The organism is Methylomonas sp. PHL2-19, from assembly GCF_059331595.1.
In genome coordinates, this window is the sequence record NZ_CP196839.1 from 1,319,712 (window position 1) to 1,334,597 (window position 14,886).

At 52.4% G+C, this 14,886-nt stretch carries 16 protein-coding genes; 11 read left to right on the forward strand and 5 right to left on the reverse strand.

Annotation, left to right across the window (positions count from 1 at the left end; translation table 11 throughout):
* Positions 1–6 precede the first annotated feature (6 nt).
* Together ACR02O_RS06310 and ACR02O_RS06315 are read right to left on the reverse strand one after the other, a co-directional pair.
* Positions 7–1,041, reverse strand: coding sequence for an inorganic phosphate transporter (locus ACR02O_RS06310; protein WP_458139114.1), 1,035 nt, complete (start codon positions 1,039–1,041; stop codon positions 7–9).
* A gap of 22 nt (positions 1,042–1,063) precedes the next feature.
* The gene (locus ACR02O_RS06315) at positions 1,064–1,456 is read right to left on the reverse strand and encodes a YMGG-like glycine zipper-containing protein (protein ID WP_171697561.1); all 393 of its coding nucleotides are present in this window, start codon (positions 1,454–1,456) and stop codon (positions 1,064–1,066) included.
* A gap of 161 nt (positions 1,457–1,617) precedes the next feature.
* Between ACR02O_RS06315 and rpmH the strand changes: the two genes are divergently transcribed.
* The 5 genes from rpmH to mnmE are packed head-to-tail and all read left to right on the forward strand — an operon-like array spanning position 1,618 to position 5,400.
* Positions 1,618–1,752 carry a 50S ribosomal protein L34 gene (gene rpmH, locus ACR02O_RS06320; protein WP_020483365.1) on the forward strand — a complete coding sequence of 45 codons (135 nt, stop codon included), beginning with the start codon at positions 1,618–1,620 and terminating at the stop codon, positions 1,750–1,752.
* Complete coding sequence (rnpA, locus tag ACR02O_RS06325) at positions 1,753–2,121, forward strand: ribonuclease P protein component (protein WP_062328872.1); 369 nt, start codon at positions 1,753–1,755, stop codon at positions 2,119–2,121.
* Positions 2,103–2,327: a membrane protein insertion efficiency factor YidD gene (yidD, locus tag ACR02O_RS06330; RefSeq protein ID WP_081733834.1), complete on the forward strand. Its 225-nt coding sequence runs from the start codon at positions 2,103–2,105 to the stop codon at positions 2,325–2,327. Before rnpA ends, yidD begins: the two co-directional genes overlap by 19 nt.
* A gap of 2 nt (positions 2,328–2,329) precedes the next feature.
* Positions 2,330–4,060: a membrane protein insertase YidC gene (yidC, locus tag ACR02O_RS06335; RefSeq protein ID WP_494523017.1), complete on the forward strand. Its 1,731-nt coding sequence runs from the start codon at positions 2,330–2,332 to the stop codon at positions 4,058–4,060.
* Positions 4,060–5,400: a tRNA uridine-5-carboxymethylaminomethyl(34) synthesis GTPase MnmE gene (mnmE, locus tag ACR02O_RS06340; RefSeq protein ID WP_458139116.1), complete on the forward strand. Its 1,341-nt coding sequence runs from the start codon at positions 4,060–4,062 to the stop codon at positions 5,398–5,400. Before yidC ends, mnmE begins: the two co-directional genes overlap by 1 nt.
* A gap of 18 nt (positions 5,401–5,418) precedes the next feature.
* On the opposite strand, the gene ACR02O_RS06345 is transcribed toward mnmE, so the two are convergent.
* A complete protein-coding gene (locus tag ACR02O_RS06345; RefSeq protein WP_033159164.1) occupies positions 5,419–5,814 on the reverse strand; it encodes a hypothetical protein in 396 nt (131 codons plus the stop codon).
* Positions 5,815–5,924: 110 nt separating this feature from the next.
* The gene (locus ACR02O_RS06350) at positions 5,925–7,532 is read right to left on the reverse strand and encodes a SagB/ThcOx family dehydrogenase (RefSeq protein ID WP_458139117.1); all 1,608 of its coding nucleotides are present in this window, start codon (positions 7,530–7,532) and stop codon (positions 5,925–5,927) included.
* Between the two features lie 426 nt (positions 7,533–7,958).
* Between ACR02O_RS06350 and ACR02O_RS06355 the strand changes: the two genes are divergently transcribed.
* Both ACR02O_RS06355 and ACR02O_RS06360 read left to right on the forward strand, forming a co-directional pair.
* Positions 7,959–9,197, forward strand: coding sequence for a PepSY-associated TM helix domain-containing protein (locus ACR02O_RS06355; protein WP_458139118.1), 1,239 nt, complete (start codon positions 7,959–7,961; stop codon positions 9,195–9,197).
* 115 nt (positions 9,198–9,312) lie between these two features.
* Complete coding sequence (locus ACR02O_RS06360) at positions 9,313–11,394, forward strand: TonB-dependent receptor (protein WP_458139119.1); 2,082 nt, start codon at positions 9,313–9,315, stop codon at positions 11,392–11,394.
* A gap of 53 nt (positions 11,395–11,447) precedes the next feature.
* Here the strand turns inward: ACR02O_RS06360 and ACR02O_RS06365 are convergent, their stop codons facing one another.
* Positions 11,448–11,717, reverse strand: a complete 270-nt coding sequence (locus ACR02O_RS06365) for a nitrogen fixation protein NifZ (protein WP_319961898.1) — start codon at positions 11,715–11,717, stop codon at positions 11,448–11,450.
* Between the two features lie 195 nt (positions 11,718–11,912).
* Between ACR02O_RS06365 and ACR02O_RS06370 the strand changes: the two genes are divergently transcribed.
* The 4 genes from ACR02O_RS06370 to ACR02O_RS06385 all read left to right on the forward strand — a co-directional run bounded on the left by ACR02O_RS06370 (position 11,913) and on the right by ACR02O_RS06385 (position 14,794).
* On the forward strand, positions 11,913–12,269 hold the full coding sequence (locus tag ACR02O_RS06370; protein WP_033159169.1) for a HesB/IscA family protein: 357 nt from the start codon (positions 11,913–11,915) through the stop codon (positions 12,267–12,269).
* Positions 12,270–12,287: 18 nt separating this feature from the next.
* Complete coding sequence (nifU, locus tag ACR02O_RS06375; protein WP_020483356.1) at positions 12,288–13,199, forward strand: Fe-S cluster assembly protein NifU; 912 nt, start codon at positions 12,288–12,290, stop codon at positions 13,197–13,199.
* On the forward strand, positions 13,192–14,406 hold the full coding sequence (gene nifS / locus ACR02O_RS06380) for a cysteine desulfurase NifS (RefSeq protein ID WP_494523018.1): 1,215 nt from the start codon (positions 13,192–13,194) through the stop codon (positions 14,404–14,406). Before nifU ends, nifS begins: the two co-directional genes overlap by 8 nt.
* 127 nt (positions 14,407–14,533) lie before the next feature.
* A complete protein-coding gene (locus ACR02O_RS06385; RefSeq protein WP_033159171.1) occupies positions 14,534–14,794 on the forward strand; it encodes a hypothetical protein in 261 nt (86 codons plus the stop codon).
* Positions 14,795–14,886: the final 92 nt, after the last annotated feature.

Below are 14,886 nucleotides of genomic sequence, written 5' to 3' on the forward strand. Positions count from 1 at the left end.
CAGCGGCTATTTGAGAAAGTAGTCGAATATCAGAAAACTGATGCAGGCGATCATGGCTGCGCCGGGGATGGTGATCAGCCAGGTTCGCAAAATTTCCAAGGCTTTTCCCCAGCGTACCGCTCTGGGGCGATCAGATGCACCAATACCCATGATGGCCGATGCTACAACATGCGTCGTGGACACCGGGGCGCCAAGTAGTGAGCTGCCGAAAATAGTCAGGCATGCGCTCAGCTGTGCGTTTAGCGCGTGGATTGGGCGGATTTTATAAATGGCAAAACCCAAGGTCCGCACGATACGCCAGCCGCCGGTCAATACGCCTGCTGTCATTGCGCTGGCGCAAAACAGCATGACCCAGCCGGGCACTTTAAAGCTGTCGATTTCGCCGCTAAGCAACAAAATCAAGGTCAACACGCCCATGCTTTTTTGTGCGTCGTTGGCGCCGTGCGAAAAGGCCAGCGCGGCGGCGGTCAGCCATTGGACGTTACGAAGCTGCTGATTAATGCTTGGCGCTGCGGACCGCAATAAGAACATTGTCAGTCGCTGAATGATAAAGCCCACCAGAAAGCCCAGGACGGGCGAGAGCAATAAAGCCAGTAGAATTTTACTGAAGCCATGTATGCGGCCTTCACTTAAAGCGTTGAATCCCCAATCTATGGGTTTGCTGCCTATGCCGATTAGCGTGGCGCCGATCAAGCCGCCCATCAGCGCGTGAGACGACGACGATGGTAAGCCGCGCCACCAAGTAAATAAATTCCAGAATACTGCGGCGAAAAGTCCGGAGACTACGATTAACAGCGCATCCGCTTTCGGAATGGAGGATAAATCCACCAGGTTGCCGACTGTGTTGGCGACGGCGGTTCCGCCTAGCAGCGGCCCCAGGAATTCGAAGATTGCCACCACCAAAACCGCCTGCACCGGCGTCATAGCGCGGGAGGCGATGACGCTGGCAATGATATTGGAGGCATCATGAAAACCGTTGGTGTAATCGAATACCAGCACAATGATGATCGCAACACCGATAAACGAAACCAATGCCTCCAAAATAGTGACGGCCTAATGCAGATTAATTGACGACGTTATGGCCGCGCTGTCTCAGGCAGTTGCGATAGGCATTTTTGTAGCGGTCGTTGGCTTGTATGCCTTGCTGAGCGCCGCCGCCGATACCGCCGGCCGCTGCACCAATGGCTGCACCGGTGCCGGGGTTGCCGACTACCGCGCCAATGGCCGCGCCGCCCGCAGCGCCTATCAAGCCGCCAACTGCTGCGCCGGTGGCAGTGTCTTTAACGGTACTGGACGACTGCGAAGCCAGTTGCTCGCATTCCTGCATATCCTGATTCAAGCGGAACGCATTGGGATCGTTATAGGTGTCCACCGTGGGAGTCCAGCCGGTGGTGGTGGCGCAACCTGCGACTAACAGGCTGGTTGCTAAAATCGATTTAAGCGGTAATTTATGCATGACAAGTCTCCTTGATTAATGCTGAATGCATTGACAGTGTTCCAGAGAGTAGTCCATTTTGCACTGTTTTGGAAATTTACAAGTCAAATTGACACTGGCAAGCCTGTCACGTATGATTCGCAGCCTTTTTTATCCGTTTTTATCACCAAAGGCAGTAGCACATGAAAAGAACTTATCAACCCAGCAAAATCAAACGCGCTAGAACTCACGGCTTTCGTGCCAGAATGGCTACTGTGGGCGGTCGCAAAGTGATCAATGCGCGCAGAGCTAAAGGCCGCGCATCGCTGACGGTTTAATTGTCGGCGGAAGATTTCGGCTTTCCCGATCAGTATCGGCTAGGGACGCCCGCTGAGTATAAAAAAGTATTTACCAATCCCGTAAAGTCCACAGATAAATATTTTACGGTGTTGGCGACGAGCAATATCCTGCCGCATCCGCGGTTGGGTTTGGCCATCGCAAAAAAAACTATAAAAAAAGCAGTCGCAAGGAACCGCATTAAAAGGGCTGTCAGGGAAAGTTTTAGATTACAGCGTCAACATATCGTCGGCATTGATATTGTTGTTTTGGCAAGAGGTGATGCAGCAAATGCAGCCTCGCCGATATTGAGGAAGTCATTGGAAAGGCATTGGCATAAACTGGTAGATCGATGCGATTCCTGCTCATAACCCTGATCAAGGTTTACAAATACTTCATAAGTCCTTTGCTGGGACCCAGATGTCGTTTTTATCCCAGCTGTTCAAGTTATGGCTTAGAGGCAATCCAGATTCATGGTGCTTTCAAAGGCTCTTACCTCACGCTTCGACGATTATTAAAATGCCACCCGTTTCATGAGGGTGGCATTGATCCTGTTCCGGAAAAATTGAGTAAATAACAATGGATAACATAAGATTTGTACTGGTCATGGCGATGTTGATGATCTCCTACATGCTGTGGGAATCGTGGCAGATTGATTACGGCCCCAAGCCGCAGGCCCTGGTTTCTGATAAACCCGTATTGGCTGGGGATACAGCAACGGTGTCCCCCGGACAAACGGCGGGTGATGACCGGACTGCTGCGGTGCCGACTGTCGCCCAAGTAGCGACTGAAAATGTTATCAAAGTCAAAACCGATGTTTTCGAGCTGGAAATCGATCCTCAGGGCGGCACATTACGGAATCTGGATTTGTTGAAATATCCGCACGAGAAAATCAACACCGTAGTCGACAAAGCTTATGCCCTGATTGGCATGACGCCTCCGGAGAAAAACCTAAATCCGATTCGCCTGTTCGACAGCAATCCTGACAGCCTGTACCTTGCCCAAAGCGGCCTGATTGCCAATGCCAATTCCTTGGCCGCCCCCGATCATAAAAGCCTGTTCACCGCCGAAAAAACCGAATATCAGTTGGCTGACGGTCAGGACGAGCTGAGAATTCCCATGACCTGGACTAATCCACAGGGATTGACGGTCACCAAAACATACACTTTCAAGCGCGGCAATTATGCCGTTGGTCTGGAACAAAAGGTTAGCAACCATTCCGCTCAGGATTGGTCCGGCAAGCAGTACAACCAGTTGGTGAGAACCCAGTACAGCGACAAAAGCAACAATAGCTTTATTCGAACATTCTCCGGCGGCGTGGTTTACACCGAAAAAGACAAATTCCAAAAAATCAAATTTGAAGATATGGCGGATGACAAGTACGACGTCAAAGCCAAGGAAAATGTGCATAGCAAAGGCGGTTGGAGTGGCATGATCCAACATTATTTTGCCGCGGCCTGGATTCCACCAGCCGATCAGGACGCCCAGTTTTACACCAACGATCTGAAGGATGCCCGTTTCCAGGTCGGTTCCTTATCCCCCGATTTGACGGTTCCAGCCAATGGCGAAGCCGTGTTTAGCAGTCAGTTGTTTGCAGGTCCGAAAATTCAGCCAATCATGGAAGCTTTGGCGCCAGGTCTGGAACTCACCGTCGATTACAGCTGGTTGACGCCGATTGCCAAAGGTATTTATTGGCTACTTAACCAAATCTACGGTTATGTCGAAAATTGGGGCGTGGCGATTCTGGGCGTCACCTTTGTCATCAAGGCCTTGTTCTTTAAACTGTCGAAAGCCAGCTTTCAGTCGATGGCCAAAATGCGCAAGATTCAGCCGCGCTTGAAAGAACTGCAAGAGCGTTATGGTGAAGACCGCCAGAAATTCAACACCGAAATGATGGCGATGTACAAAAAAGAAAAGGTCAACCCTTTGGGCGGTTGCTTGCCGATTATGGTGCAGATTCCGGTATTCATCTCCTTGTACTGGGTATTGATTGAGACCGTCGAAGTGCGTCAGGCCGATTTCGCCCTGTGGATTCAGGATTTGTCGGCGCAAGACCCGTTCTATCTGCTGCCGATTTTGTACGGCATCACCATGAAGATTCAACAAAGCTTGAATCCGGCGCCTATCGACCCGTTGCAAGCACAGGTGATGAAAATGTTCCCTATCGTGTTCACCGTGTTCTTCCTGTTCTTCCCGTCCGGTTTGGTACTGTACTGGATTTGCAACAACAGCTTGTCGATCATCCAGCAGTGGTATATCACTAAACACGTGCTTGAAGAGGATGCGCACAAGCATAGCGTAGTACCTTAATGCTAGGCGGCGACACCATAGCCGCTATTGCCACGCCGCCCGGTAACGGCGGCGTCGGCGTCATTCGCATCTCCGGGCCATCCGCGTCCGGCATCGCCCAAAGCCTCACCGGCAAAACTCTTCCCAAACCCCGCTACGCCCAGTTTGTTCACTTCCTTGATGCCGATGGCCGGGTAATCGACAGCGGCTTGCTGCTGTATTTTGCCGCGCCGGCTTCGTTTACCGGTGAACAGGTTATCGAGCTGCAAGGCCACGGCGGCAGCGTGGTGCTGGATATGCTGCTGCGACGGGTGTTGGAATTGGGTGCGCGTTTGGCTAACCCCGGCGAATTTAGTCAAAGAGCTTTTCTAAACAACAAAATCGATCTGGCGCAAGCCGAAGCGATAGCCGACCTGATCAGCAGCGGCACCGAACAAGCCGTGCGCTCTGCGCAGCAATCCATGCAGGGCGTGTTTTCCGAACAAATCAACGAACTGATAGACGAACTGATCGAGCTGCGGGTGTTTATCGAAGCGGCCATCGATTTTGTCGATGAAGAAATCGACTTCCTGGGCGACGGCGTGGTGGCTGGGCGCATAGCACGCTTGCAAAGCAAACTTGCCGGCATCGGCAAAACCGCCCAGCAAGGCCGGCTGTTACACGACGGCATGACCGTGGTATTGGCCGGCAAACCTAACGCCGGCAAATCCAGCTTGTTGAATGCCTTGGCCGGTCACGACGCGGCGATTGTCACCGACATCGCTGGCACCACCCGCGACGTATTACGCGAACGCATCCAACTGGATGGCATGCCCTTGCATGTCATCGACACCGCCGGCTTGCATGACAGCGATAACCCTGTCGAACAAGAAGGTATCCGCCGTGCTCGCCAGGAAATTGCCAAGGCCGACCGGATTTTATTGTTGATAGACAGCACCGACCCGGACAGCGCCAGCTTGGATGCCAGCCTGCCGGCCAACATTGCGGTCACCAAAGTTTTCAATAAAATCGATCTGATCGGCGGTCAACCCAGGGTCATGGAAACTCAGCAAAGCACCGAAATCCATTTGTCCATCAAACATAAACATGGTCTGGATTTGCTGCGCCAACACCTGAAACAAAGCATGGGTTTTACGGAAAGCGTGGATAACGTATTTGTCGCCAGAACCCGCCACATCCAGGCCTTGCAACTTGCCGCGCAAGCCGTGGACCGCGCCGCCGAGCAATTGCTGCATCAAGCGCACGAACTGGTTGCGGAAGAATTGCGCCAGGCGCAAACCAGCTTATCCGCCATCACCGGCGAATTTACCTCCGACGATCTACTAGGCGAGATTTTTTCCAGCTTTTGCATTGGTAAGTAAGCGACTAACGCGGACTTATCAATCGATTTGCTCCAATACCACCGGCTTGGCGCTAAAGACTTCGGCAACCAATTCCAATTGCGCGGCAAACAACGGCAGGGTCGGAATTTTCCAGGCTTTGCCGGTGAACTTGGCCAGGATGTTGTTCAGCCAAGGCCGGTCGGAGCTGGCGTGGTGAATGATGAAACGGTAGGACTCGCCGTCGTTGAATACTGCAAAATCTTCCAGGGTCACTTCTATGGTGTGTTCCTCACCGTATAGCCGGGTTTGCACATACACTTTCCTGGCATCGAGATCGAAGTTGAACTGGGTCAACTCGGCGATGCCTTTCATGATGATGTTCGCCCCCCAAATGATCAGCGCGTTGGGGGTCAATTTGATGACGAAACGGATCAAGCTGGATTTAAAACTCATGGCGGGCCTTTAGTGGTTGGCTGGGTAAAGCCATGATTTTAAACATTGTCGGCGGGATTGTTGCGTAAATATTTCAACGATTGTCACTCAGGTGCCAAACCTCAAGCAAATCAGGCGCTGGCGGCCGACTCGCTCAAATGCGCATAGGCCGGAAAGGTTTGCAGCCGGCTGTCGTCCAGCGGTTCGCCGATAGTAAAATGATACAGGCTTTGCCAGCCGTTATCTTTTAAACCCAACACACCGTGTACCGCATCGTCAAAAAAACAGCCGATGCCGGTGCCGCGCACGCCGGCGGCTTCCGCTTCCAGGTATAAAATTTGCCCCAGTAGGCCGCTTTCCCAGAACAGCCGGCGATAGCGCCAGGCTTCGGCGTCCACATTGTCGGCAAAGCGCGCCAACATCCCTAAGCTAAACGCGCTGTCGCTGGCGATGGGTTGGTGGCAGGACAGGGTTTTTGCGGCTTGCCTGACGCTGCCGGCCGTCAGCCGATAAAATTCGAACGGTGCCTCGACGGCCTGCCATTCGTAATCGGCGGAACAAAGCGGTTTTAATTCCGTCGCCGCATCCGCCGTGCGCGGCAGCACATATAAGCCCGGTTCCAGGCCGGCCACCCGATGCACAAATAAGACGATATTGACTTGCGCCGGCCAATTCCAGGCAGTAAACGGCGGTTTGGCGTTGGGCAGCAGCGCGGCCAGTATTCTGTGAAAATCCGCCAAGGGCAGCTCCGGGGATTTGCCGTTAAAGTGCTGCGCGCTACGGCGTTGGCGAATCAACACGCTGGCAGGCAGGTTGTGGCTGGGCGCCGGTAGATCCAGGTTCGGCAGGGTTAAACGTTCGGCAACTGTCGTCGGCTTGACGGCTTGGGCGGAGACTTCATCGATAATCGGCCAACGGTAAAAATGCCTGCCGCTCAAGCGCTCGGCCTTCCCGAACCATTCGGCGCTTTGGCTAAGTGTTGCTAAATGTGCGGTGGAAAACTCGCCGCCCGCCGTTTGGCTGGCATGCAGCCGGCAGAATAAATCCGGCGTTTCGTGTTCGGTCGCGACAAAATCCTCGCTGCGATCCAGCCCCAGCCAGGCGGCGATGTCGGCATCGGCAGTCTCGCTCAGCAATTCTATCGACCAACCCAAGCAGGCGGCGGCATAACTCAGCGCGGCCAGTGCATGACCGATGTCGTGTTGGCAGTAGCGAAAGGCCCGTTCCCCGTATTTCCAGGCTTCCCGCCAATGAATTGAGGACAGGCCAATATAAACCTCTTTAGCTGCCGTTTCCGCAGTAAACCGGCTGCGCCGCTCCAGATGATGATCGTGACTGACGTAGTGATAGACGCCAGGTGGCAATAGCTCCGGATCGGTACAAAGCACATACGCTTCCGTGGGATGCAAATTGCCGCTGGACGGATTGCAGCGCAAAGCCCAGCGGTCCGGACCAAATTGTTTCCAGGCCGACAAGCCGAACGACAATTCCAATAACAGGCCCAGATTGGTTCGGTTTAACGGCTGCGGTGCTATCTGTTCCGGTTTGTCCAAGTCCGCGAACAAACAACTTAGTTCGGCACCAGGTGGCGGCAGTTTTACCGCTTCACAACCGCTAAAACGCCGAAACGGATTGGGCTGGTCGTCCCAATCCAAAGACTCCGGGCCTTTGGCGTAGGCGTTTAATTGGTGTTTGGTACGGTTGTGGTAGCTAATGACAGCGTCTGCAAGGTTGTTCATTGGGTTCTCTCTATACATTCAATGCTGTGTGGATGGAGCGGAGTATTTTCTGAAAATTAGCAATGTTCAGCATGTTTCGTGCCTGATCTCCCACGATTATATGGGCTGCCGTCCGGAGGTTTAAAGTCTCAGGCTCGCAACAGAAATATTCGCGTTCTTCAAGGTAAGCAAGTGTTGGTGGATTTCCACTATATACCCGTCTGACGCTCGGCTAATTAACATAGTTTCGATAGTAAGGGGTGGCTGTTGGCGCTGAAAAATTTTATAAAGCACTGTTTTTTATAGGTATTTTCTGGATGGTCTTGTTTTTGCCTTGGTTGGGTTCGATAGTTTTGCAAGCATCCGGCTTGCGCTTTGGTCCGGATGGGGTGCTGGGTAGACAGCACTATTTTATTCAGCGTAGTTAAAAGGTTCGGGAGCGTCGCAATGTCCACAAGTTATCCTTTTGTGTCGGAACAAAAATTGTCCGACAAATTAGTGTCGGGGTCCTTTCTAGGCAATTTCAAAACCGCTTTCAAGAAAATCACTCTGCGCAAGTGTCTGTTGAAATTGCATCTGTATATTTCCTTGTGGTTGGGTACGCTACTGGTGATTGCCGGGGTTACCGGCAGCCTTCTGGTTTACGAGCATGCTCTGGATAAGTGGCTGAATCCCGACATGATGAGCGTGGCCGTTGGCGAACGCTGGTTACCCATTGCGGATTTAGTGGCAATCGCGAACCGCGTCTCGCCCATTCCAGAGCCACCCTCCCATCTACAGATGCCTGAGGACCCGAGTGAAGCGCTCATCGTGCGTTATCAAGCGGCGGCGATGCCGGGCCACAAAGGCCACAATCATCACTTTCACGAAGTTATGGTGAATCCGTACACCGGTCAGGTGCTTGGTGATCGGGATAGAAACGACGCCTTGATGACATTTATTTTGCGCCTGCATTTCAGCCTTTTGGCGGGTGATTTCGGTAAGCTGGTCATGGGGATTACCTCCTTGCTGACCTTGGTATTGACGGTTACCGGCATTTATTTGTGGTGGCCGAAACTCGGCAAAATCAAGCAGGCTTTTCTGATTAAACGTAACGCCAGCGCCACGCGCTTTAATTTCGATCTGCACAAAACCACCGGTATCTATACCGCTATAGTCATGTTGGCAGTGGCCTTCTCCGGGGTATATTTCAATCTGCCGCAGTTGTTTAAACCGGCGGTTAATTTTTTCTCACCTCTCGAAGACATGCCGCGCGGCATCAAATCAACAGCAAATGGCGGCACGGTAATTCAACCGGAGATAGTCAAGGCCAATATTCAAGCCGCGTATCCAGGGATTCAGATTCAACGGATTTTCCTACCGGTCGGTGAGAACGGCAGTTACATGGTCTCTGCTCGGCAGTCCGACGAACTGCGCAGCAAAGGCTCTACCAGCTTTTGGGTCGATCAATACGACGGCGCGATTTTGGCGGTGCGCGACCCGAAAAAATTCAACGCCGGTAACGCTTTTATCAATTTGCAACTGCCTTTGCATAACGGCGAGATTCTCGGTACTCCAGGGCGCATCGCGGTACTAGTGGCGGGGTTTGCGCCGTTAGTGATGATGGTCACCGGCCTGATCCATTGGTTGAAAAAGCGTAAAGCTAATCGTGCCCGTCGAACCGGTTTGAAAGCCGCCGCTAGCTAACGTTTTTCCCACGATGACGAACTAACAAAATCCGGCGCGTGCCTGCGCGCCGTTGAGGAGCTTTTGTGCTCAATCCCGACCCTTCCGTAAACTTTAAAGGACTTTGAGGTTATCGATGTTACCTGCTCGTGCCACCACCAAAAACATTGCTGTGGTATTACCTTTGATCATGCCGTTGAATTTGGCCGCTGTGGAAAAAGCGCCTGATGAGTTGGATGAAATGGTGATTACCGCAACCAAAACCGAACGCAGTATTCGCGATGTATCGGCTACGGTGACAGTGATCGATAGGGAGCGTATCGAAAAATCCAACGCGACAACCGTCGATCAATTACTCAAGGGCGTGCCGGGTGTGTATGCCAGCCGCATGGATGCCTCGTCTCCCAATCGGATTGCCCAGACCTATACCCGAGGCCTGCCGGGCAATGGCCGCACCTTGGTATTGATCGACGATGTGCCTATGAATGTGTCCTACGACAGTCAGGTGGATTGGTCGCAACTGGGCACTATTGACGTGGATCGAGTGGAAATTGTCAGAGGCGCCGGTTCGGCCCTTTACGGCAACCATGCGATGGGTGGTGTAATAAACGTTATTTCTAAAGCGATTACGCCCGGCGTGAAAGGCAAAGTGGATAGCGAATACGGCAGCATGGAAACTATCCGTGAAGCAGGTATCGTCTCTTACGGCGGCGAGCACAGCGGCGGTTCGGTATCAACCAGTTATTTGGAAAGCGACGGCTATAACATGTGGCGTCCGGATACGAGTGTGGCTTCGATTCCCTTATCGCAACGCGATAAAACCGGCACGCGAAAAACCAATGTAGGCGCCAAATTTACGCACGAATTTGATGCCTCTAATCTGCTGGATCTGAGTTTTTCCTATTTGAGCGACGTTGCAACAGGCTTATATCGAATTCCTGATTACATAGCCCAAGATAGAGAGCAATACCTGGGTTCGGCACGTTATCGCTATTTGGGGGAGCGTTCTGAAGCCACGGTAGTCTTATACAGCCGTATTGGCCGAATGGATGCCGATAGTGCAAACGCTGCCAATGCAACCAGTCCGGATGTGGCCCGCCCCGGCACGATGGCCGCCAGTCTGATTTCCTATCGCGGCGATTTTGACGATATGGAAGCCGGTATTCGCGCGCAATATAGCCATTACATAGGCAGCCATCACAAATTGACGGTGGGCGGACAACATGCAGACAGTCAAATGACCATGACTAACCAGTTTCCCGCGGAACGCGGCAGAGAACAGCTTGTCGAGGGCGGCATTCAATTGAGCGGCATATTTTTGCAAGACGAAATCAATTATGGACCGTTGAACGTAAGCTTGGCCGGGCGTTGGGATCTGTGGCAGACAGACGGCCAATTCAGAGATACCAAAACCAGTTTCCCTGGGCAAGGCCAATGGGGTAATCATGCGGAGGACTCGTTCTCGCCTAAGGGTGGGTTTTCGTACAAGCTCACCGATGATTTAGTGCTGCGCGGCTCGATAGGTCAGTCGTTTAACACCCCGGATGTTTCTCAGCTCTACGGCAATAGCAGGCGGGGTGGGACGACCGTGGCTTACGGTAACCCGTATTTGACTCCCGAAAAAGCCGTTTCCGGCGATATTGGCTTGGATTATTACTTTGGCCGGCAGGGATATATCAAAACCACGATCTATAACACCACCGCGGAGGATTTTATCGCCACAGTGCAACGAAGCGGCGCGACGGTCGGCACCACCGACAAAATTAATATCGGCGCCATTCGGGCCGAGGGTATTGAGGTCGAAGGGATGTGGAAGCTAGGCGATTTCCTGACTTTGTACGCGAGTTATACCAAGAACGATTCGATTGTCACCAAGCACGATAGGAATCCTAATTTGATCGGCAAGCAACTTACCAATGTGCCGCAAGATCAAGGTAGTTTGCGGGCTGATGTTAGCCTGCCTTACGGCTTTTCGGTTTTCGGTGCTTTCAATTACGTCGGCGACCGATACTCTACCGAGACCAATTTACCTACCGCACCGGGCGGCTCTGCCGTGTATAAAAGCTACGCAACCTACGATTTAGGGGTGGCCAAGACCCTAGTCAAGGATGTTACCGCCCGGATGACCTTCATGAATATCGGTAACGATAAGTATGAAGGTATCGGGTATATCGCGCCGGGCGCCACCATTACCGGCGGTATCAGCGCCAAGTTTTAAAATTGAACCGGCGCGAATAGGTTGTCGGGCGATTTTATAAGGGCGAAATGCGGTTAATGGGTAAGCAACTCTTTTTCCGGAACGACCAAGTCCTCGGTCCAGCACCCAATCGGCCGGCCCAGATTTAGGTCCTGGTCTTCGAAGCGGACTAAAAACACGGTGAGTCCAGGATCTTCTTCAACATGGCCTTTCATCACGATCACGCCGCGGGCGCCTTCTTGCGCCAGCACTTCGCCTTCTTCGCTGTCCGGCATACTGCCATCGTCAATAATCGTATGCGCGGCATATACCACGTCGCCCAAATCCAAATCTTCTACGTTCATGCTGTGCTCCTGTGAGAGTTTTGTAGTAAAGCCGACAAAAACCTCGGGTTTGTTGTGAAACGGCGTGCCGATTAAGGTTGGCCTGCTGCCTTTGGCTGAGTAATTTCAGCGTCTTAGCTGAAATTTTCGCGTATGGCATGCAGGTTGCTTTAACTGTTTACAAGATCAATGCCAAACCGTTCAGGAGACTTAAAGATGATTACATTAACCGAAAGCGCCATCCAAGCCGTGGGTCGTTTTATCAGCAGTTCCGACAAGCCGACCGGTGGGCTGCGCATCGAAGTGACCGATGGCGGTTGTTCCGGTTTGTCTTATGGCATGAAACTGGAAGCAAAAGAAAATGCGGACGATACCGTCATCGACTGCGGCGCAGTCAAAGTATTTGTGGACCCGCTAAGCTTGCCCAGCCTGAATGGCATGTCCATCGATTTCGTCGACAGCCTGGAAGGTTCCGGCTTCAAATTTACCAATCCCAACGCGGTGAAAAGCTGTGCCTGCGGATCATCATTTACCACCGGCGAAAGCGGCGGCACACCAAAAACCTGTTCTTAAGCATTCGAGGAAATAGCTATGTGGGATTATTCAGATAAAGTAAAAGATCACTTCTTTAACCCTAAAAATGCCGGCGCGGTGGCGGGTGCCAACGCGATTGGCGAAGTGGGTTCCATCAGCTGCGGCGACGCTTTGCGGCTGACTTTAAAAGTCAACGACGACACCGAAGTGATCGAAGATGCAGGCTTTCAAACTTTTGGTTGCGGCTCGGCGATTGCGTCTTCTTCAGTGCTGACCGAAATCATTAAAGGCCTGACTTTAGACGAAGCGTTGAAAGTCACTAACCAGGACATCGCCGCCGAATTGGACGGCCTACCGCCGGAAAAAATGCACTGCTCGGTCATGGGCCGGGAAGCCTTGCAAGCGGCGGTGGCTAACTATCGCGGTGAAGAATGGAAAGACGACCACGAAGAAGGCGCGTTGGTTTGCAAATGCTTTGCCATCGATGCGGTGATGATTGAAGAGATGGTGTGGGCTAACAAGCTGCGCACCGTTGAAGACGTGACCAACTACACCAAAGCCGGTGGCGGTTGCGCGGCTTGCCACGAAGACATCGAAGCCATCTTGGAAAAAGTCCTGAAAGAGCGTGGCGAAACCTTCGATCCGAATGCGGCACCGGTTGCCAAACCCGAGCCTGTGGTTGCCAAAGGTCCGCTGACCAACCTGCAACGCATCAAGAAAATTGAAGAAGTGATCATGTCCTTCCGGCCGCAATTGATGGCCGACGGCGGTGACGTCGAGTTGGTAGAAGTGGTCGATAAAACTGCTTACGTGAATATGACCGGCGCTTGCAACGGCTGCCAAATGTCGGCGATGACTATTGCCGGCATTCAGCAACGCTTGATGGAAGTGATGGGCGAGTTCATTAAAGTCGTGCCGGCCTCGCAAATGCCGAAACTGGTCACGATAGAGGAGGCCAGTCATGCCTGATATTTATCTGGATAACAACGCGACCACCAAGGTGGACAGCGCGGTGGTCGATGTGATGATCCCGTATTTTACCGAGTTCTTTGGTAATCCATCGTCTATCCATCGTTTCGCCGACGGCGTGGCCAAGGCCATCAAGAAGGCGCGCTCGCAAGTGCAAGAGTTGATTGGTGCCGAGCACGACTCCGAGATTATTTTCACCTCCTGCGGCACGGAATCCGATTCCACGGCGATTTTGTCGGCGATCAAGGCTCAGCCCAATCGCAAGGAAATCATCACCACCTCGGTGGAGCATCCGGCGATTTTGGCTTTGTGCGAAAACCTGGAAAAAGAGGGCTACACCATCCACCGCATGCCAGTGGATAAATGCGGCCGCTTGAATCTGGAAGCCTACAAAAATCTGTTATCCGATGAAGTAGCAATTGTCTCGGTGATGTGGGCGAACAACGAAACCGGCACCATCTTTCCGGTGGTGGAAATGGCCGAAATGGCCAATGCGGCCGGCGTGATGTTTCATACCGACGCCGTGCAGGCGGTCGGCAAGATTCCGATGATGCTGCAAGACACCAAGATCGATATGTTGTCGATTTCCGGGCACAAATTGCACGCACCGAAAGGTATTGGGGTGTTGTACTTAAAGCGTGGCACACGCTTTCGCCCGCTTTTGCGCGGTGGACATCAAGAGCGCGGCCGCCGAGCCGGTACTGAAAACACCGCGTCGATTGTCGGCTTGGGTAAAGCCTGCGAACTGGCGATGGAGCACATGGAATACGAAAACGTGCAGGTCAAAGCGATGCGCGACCGCCTGGAGCAAGGCATCATTGCCGCCGTGCCGCACTGCTTTATCACCGGTGATTTAAACAACCGCTTGCCCAATACCACAGACATTGCGTTCGAGTATATCGAGGGCGAAGCGATTTTGATGCTGTTGAATAAAGCCGGTATCGCGGCTTCCAGTGGTTCGGCTTGTACATCGGGTTCCTTGGAGCCGTCGCACGTGATGCGGGCCATGGACATTCCTTACACCGCCGCGCACGGTACCATCCGCTTTTCGTTCTCGCGCTACAACACCATGAGCGAAGTCGACGAAGTGCTGAAAGTGATGCCCAGTATCGTCGCTACCTTGCGGAAACTATCGCCGTATTGGGACAGCATCAACAACGAACCGGTTGCCGATCCGGAACAGGCTTTCCAACCCACTTATGCTTGATTGAGTGTATTGATTGGTCGGGTTTGCTCTGGTGATCAATCACGCCAGGCGCAATCCGGCCAGTTTGGTTTTGAGTCAACGCCGCATAAACCGGTGTTGACACCAAAAATTTTCACTGAGGATTGTTATGGCTGAAACGCTTGCTGATTTACGCGCGGTATTGTCCAAGATGGAAGCCGCATTGAGTTCCATCACCGAATTTAACGCCGAGGTGCTAGAGTTCGTTGATGTCCACTATTCGAGTTTGCTGAACGATCAAAAAGTCGTCCAGGTTTTCAAGAATGTTGGCGATGCTGAGGATGAACTGCAAAGACAACTGAATTTTCTGCGCTCGCGTTTGACTGCCGGCATAGCAGAGTTTAAAGCAGTTTGTGAGGCGGAAGGCTGAACGCTGTAAGCCAGCAACATGGATTAAATCGGTAGCGAAGACCTGTTTAACCTCCAGCAAATTGAGATAGTTCTGAGCCGTTTATTGCATTG

What these genes read in the sequence shown, in the direction of transcription:
- rpmH (WP_020483365.1), top strand. Translation starts at nt 1,618, where the DNA reads ATGAAAAGAACTTATCAACCCAGCAAAATCAAACGCGCTAGAACTCAC.
- ACR02O_RS06355 (WP_458139118.1), top strand. Translation starts at nt 7,959, where the DNA reads ATGTCCACAAGTTATCCTTTTGTGTCGGAACAAAAATTGTCCGACAAA.
- ACR02O_RS06315 (WP_171697561.1), bottom strand. Translation starts at nt 1,456, where the DNA reads ATGCATAAATTACCGCTTAAATCGATTTTAGCAACCAGCCTGTTAGTC.
- yidD (WP_081733834.1), top strand. Translation starts at nt 2,103, where the DNA reads ATGCGATTCCTGCTCATAACCCTGATCAAGGTTTACAAATACTTCATA.
- ACR02O_RS06365 (WP_319961898.1), bottom strand. Translation starts at nt 11,717, where the DNA reads ATGAACGTAGAAGATTTGGATTTGGGCGACGTGGTATATGCCGCGCAT.
- ACR02O_RS06370 (WP_033159169.1), top strand. Translation starts at nt 11,913, where the DNA reads ATGATTACATTAACCGAAAGCGCCATCCAAGCCGTGGGTCGTTTTATC.
- ACR02O_RS06385 (WP_033159171.1), top strand. Translation starts at nt 14,534, where the DNA reads ATGGCTGAAACGCTTGCTGATTTACGCGCGGTATTGTCCAAGATGGAA.
- ACR02O_RS06350 (WP_458139117.1), bottom strand. Translation starts at nt 7,532, where the DNA reads ATGAACAACCTTGCAGACGCTGTCATTAGCTACCACAACCGTACCAAA.
- nifU (WP_020483356.1), top strand. Translation starts at nt 12,288, where the DNA reads ATGTGGGATTATTCAGATAAAGTAAAAGATCACTTCTTTAACCCTAAA.
- ACR02O_RS06360 (WP_458139119.1), top strand. Translation starts at nt 9,313, where the DNA reads ATGTTACCTGCTCGTGCCACCACCAAAAACATTGCTGTGGTATTACCT.
- ACR02O_RS06345 (WP_033159164.1), bottom strand. Translation starts at nt 5,814, where the DNA reads ATGAGTTTTAAATCCAGCTTGATCCGTTTCGTCATCAAATTGACCCCC.
- mnmE (WP_458139116.1), top strand. Translation starts at nt 4,060, where the DNA reads ATGCTAGGCGGCGACACCATAGCCGCTATTGCCACGCCGCCCGGTAAC.
- yidC (WP_494523017.1), top strand. Translation starts at nt 2,330, where the DNA reads ATGGATAACATAAGATTTGTACTGGTCATGGCGATGTTGATGATCTCC.
- nifS (WP_494523018.1), top strand. Translation starts at nt 13,192, where the DNA reads ATGCCTGATATTTATCTGGATAACAACGCGACCACCAAGGTGGACAGC.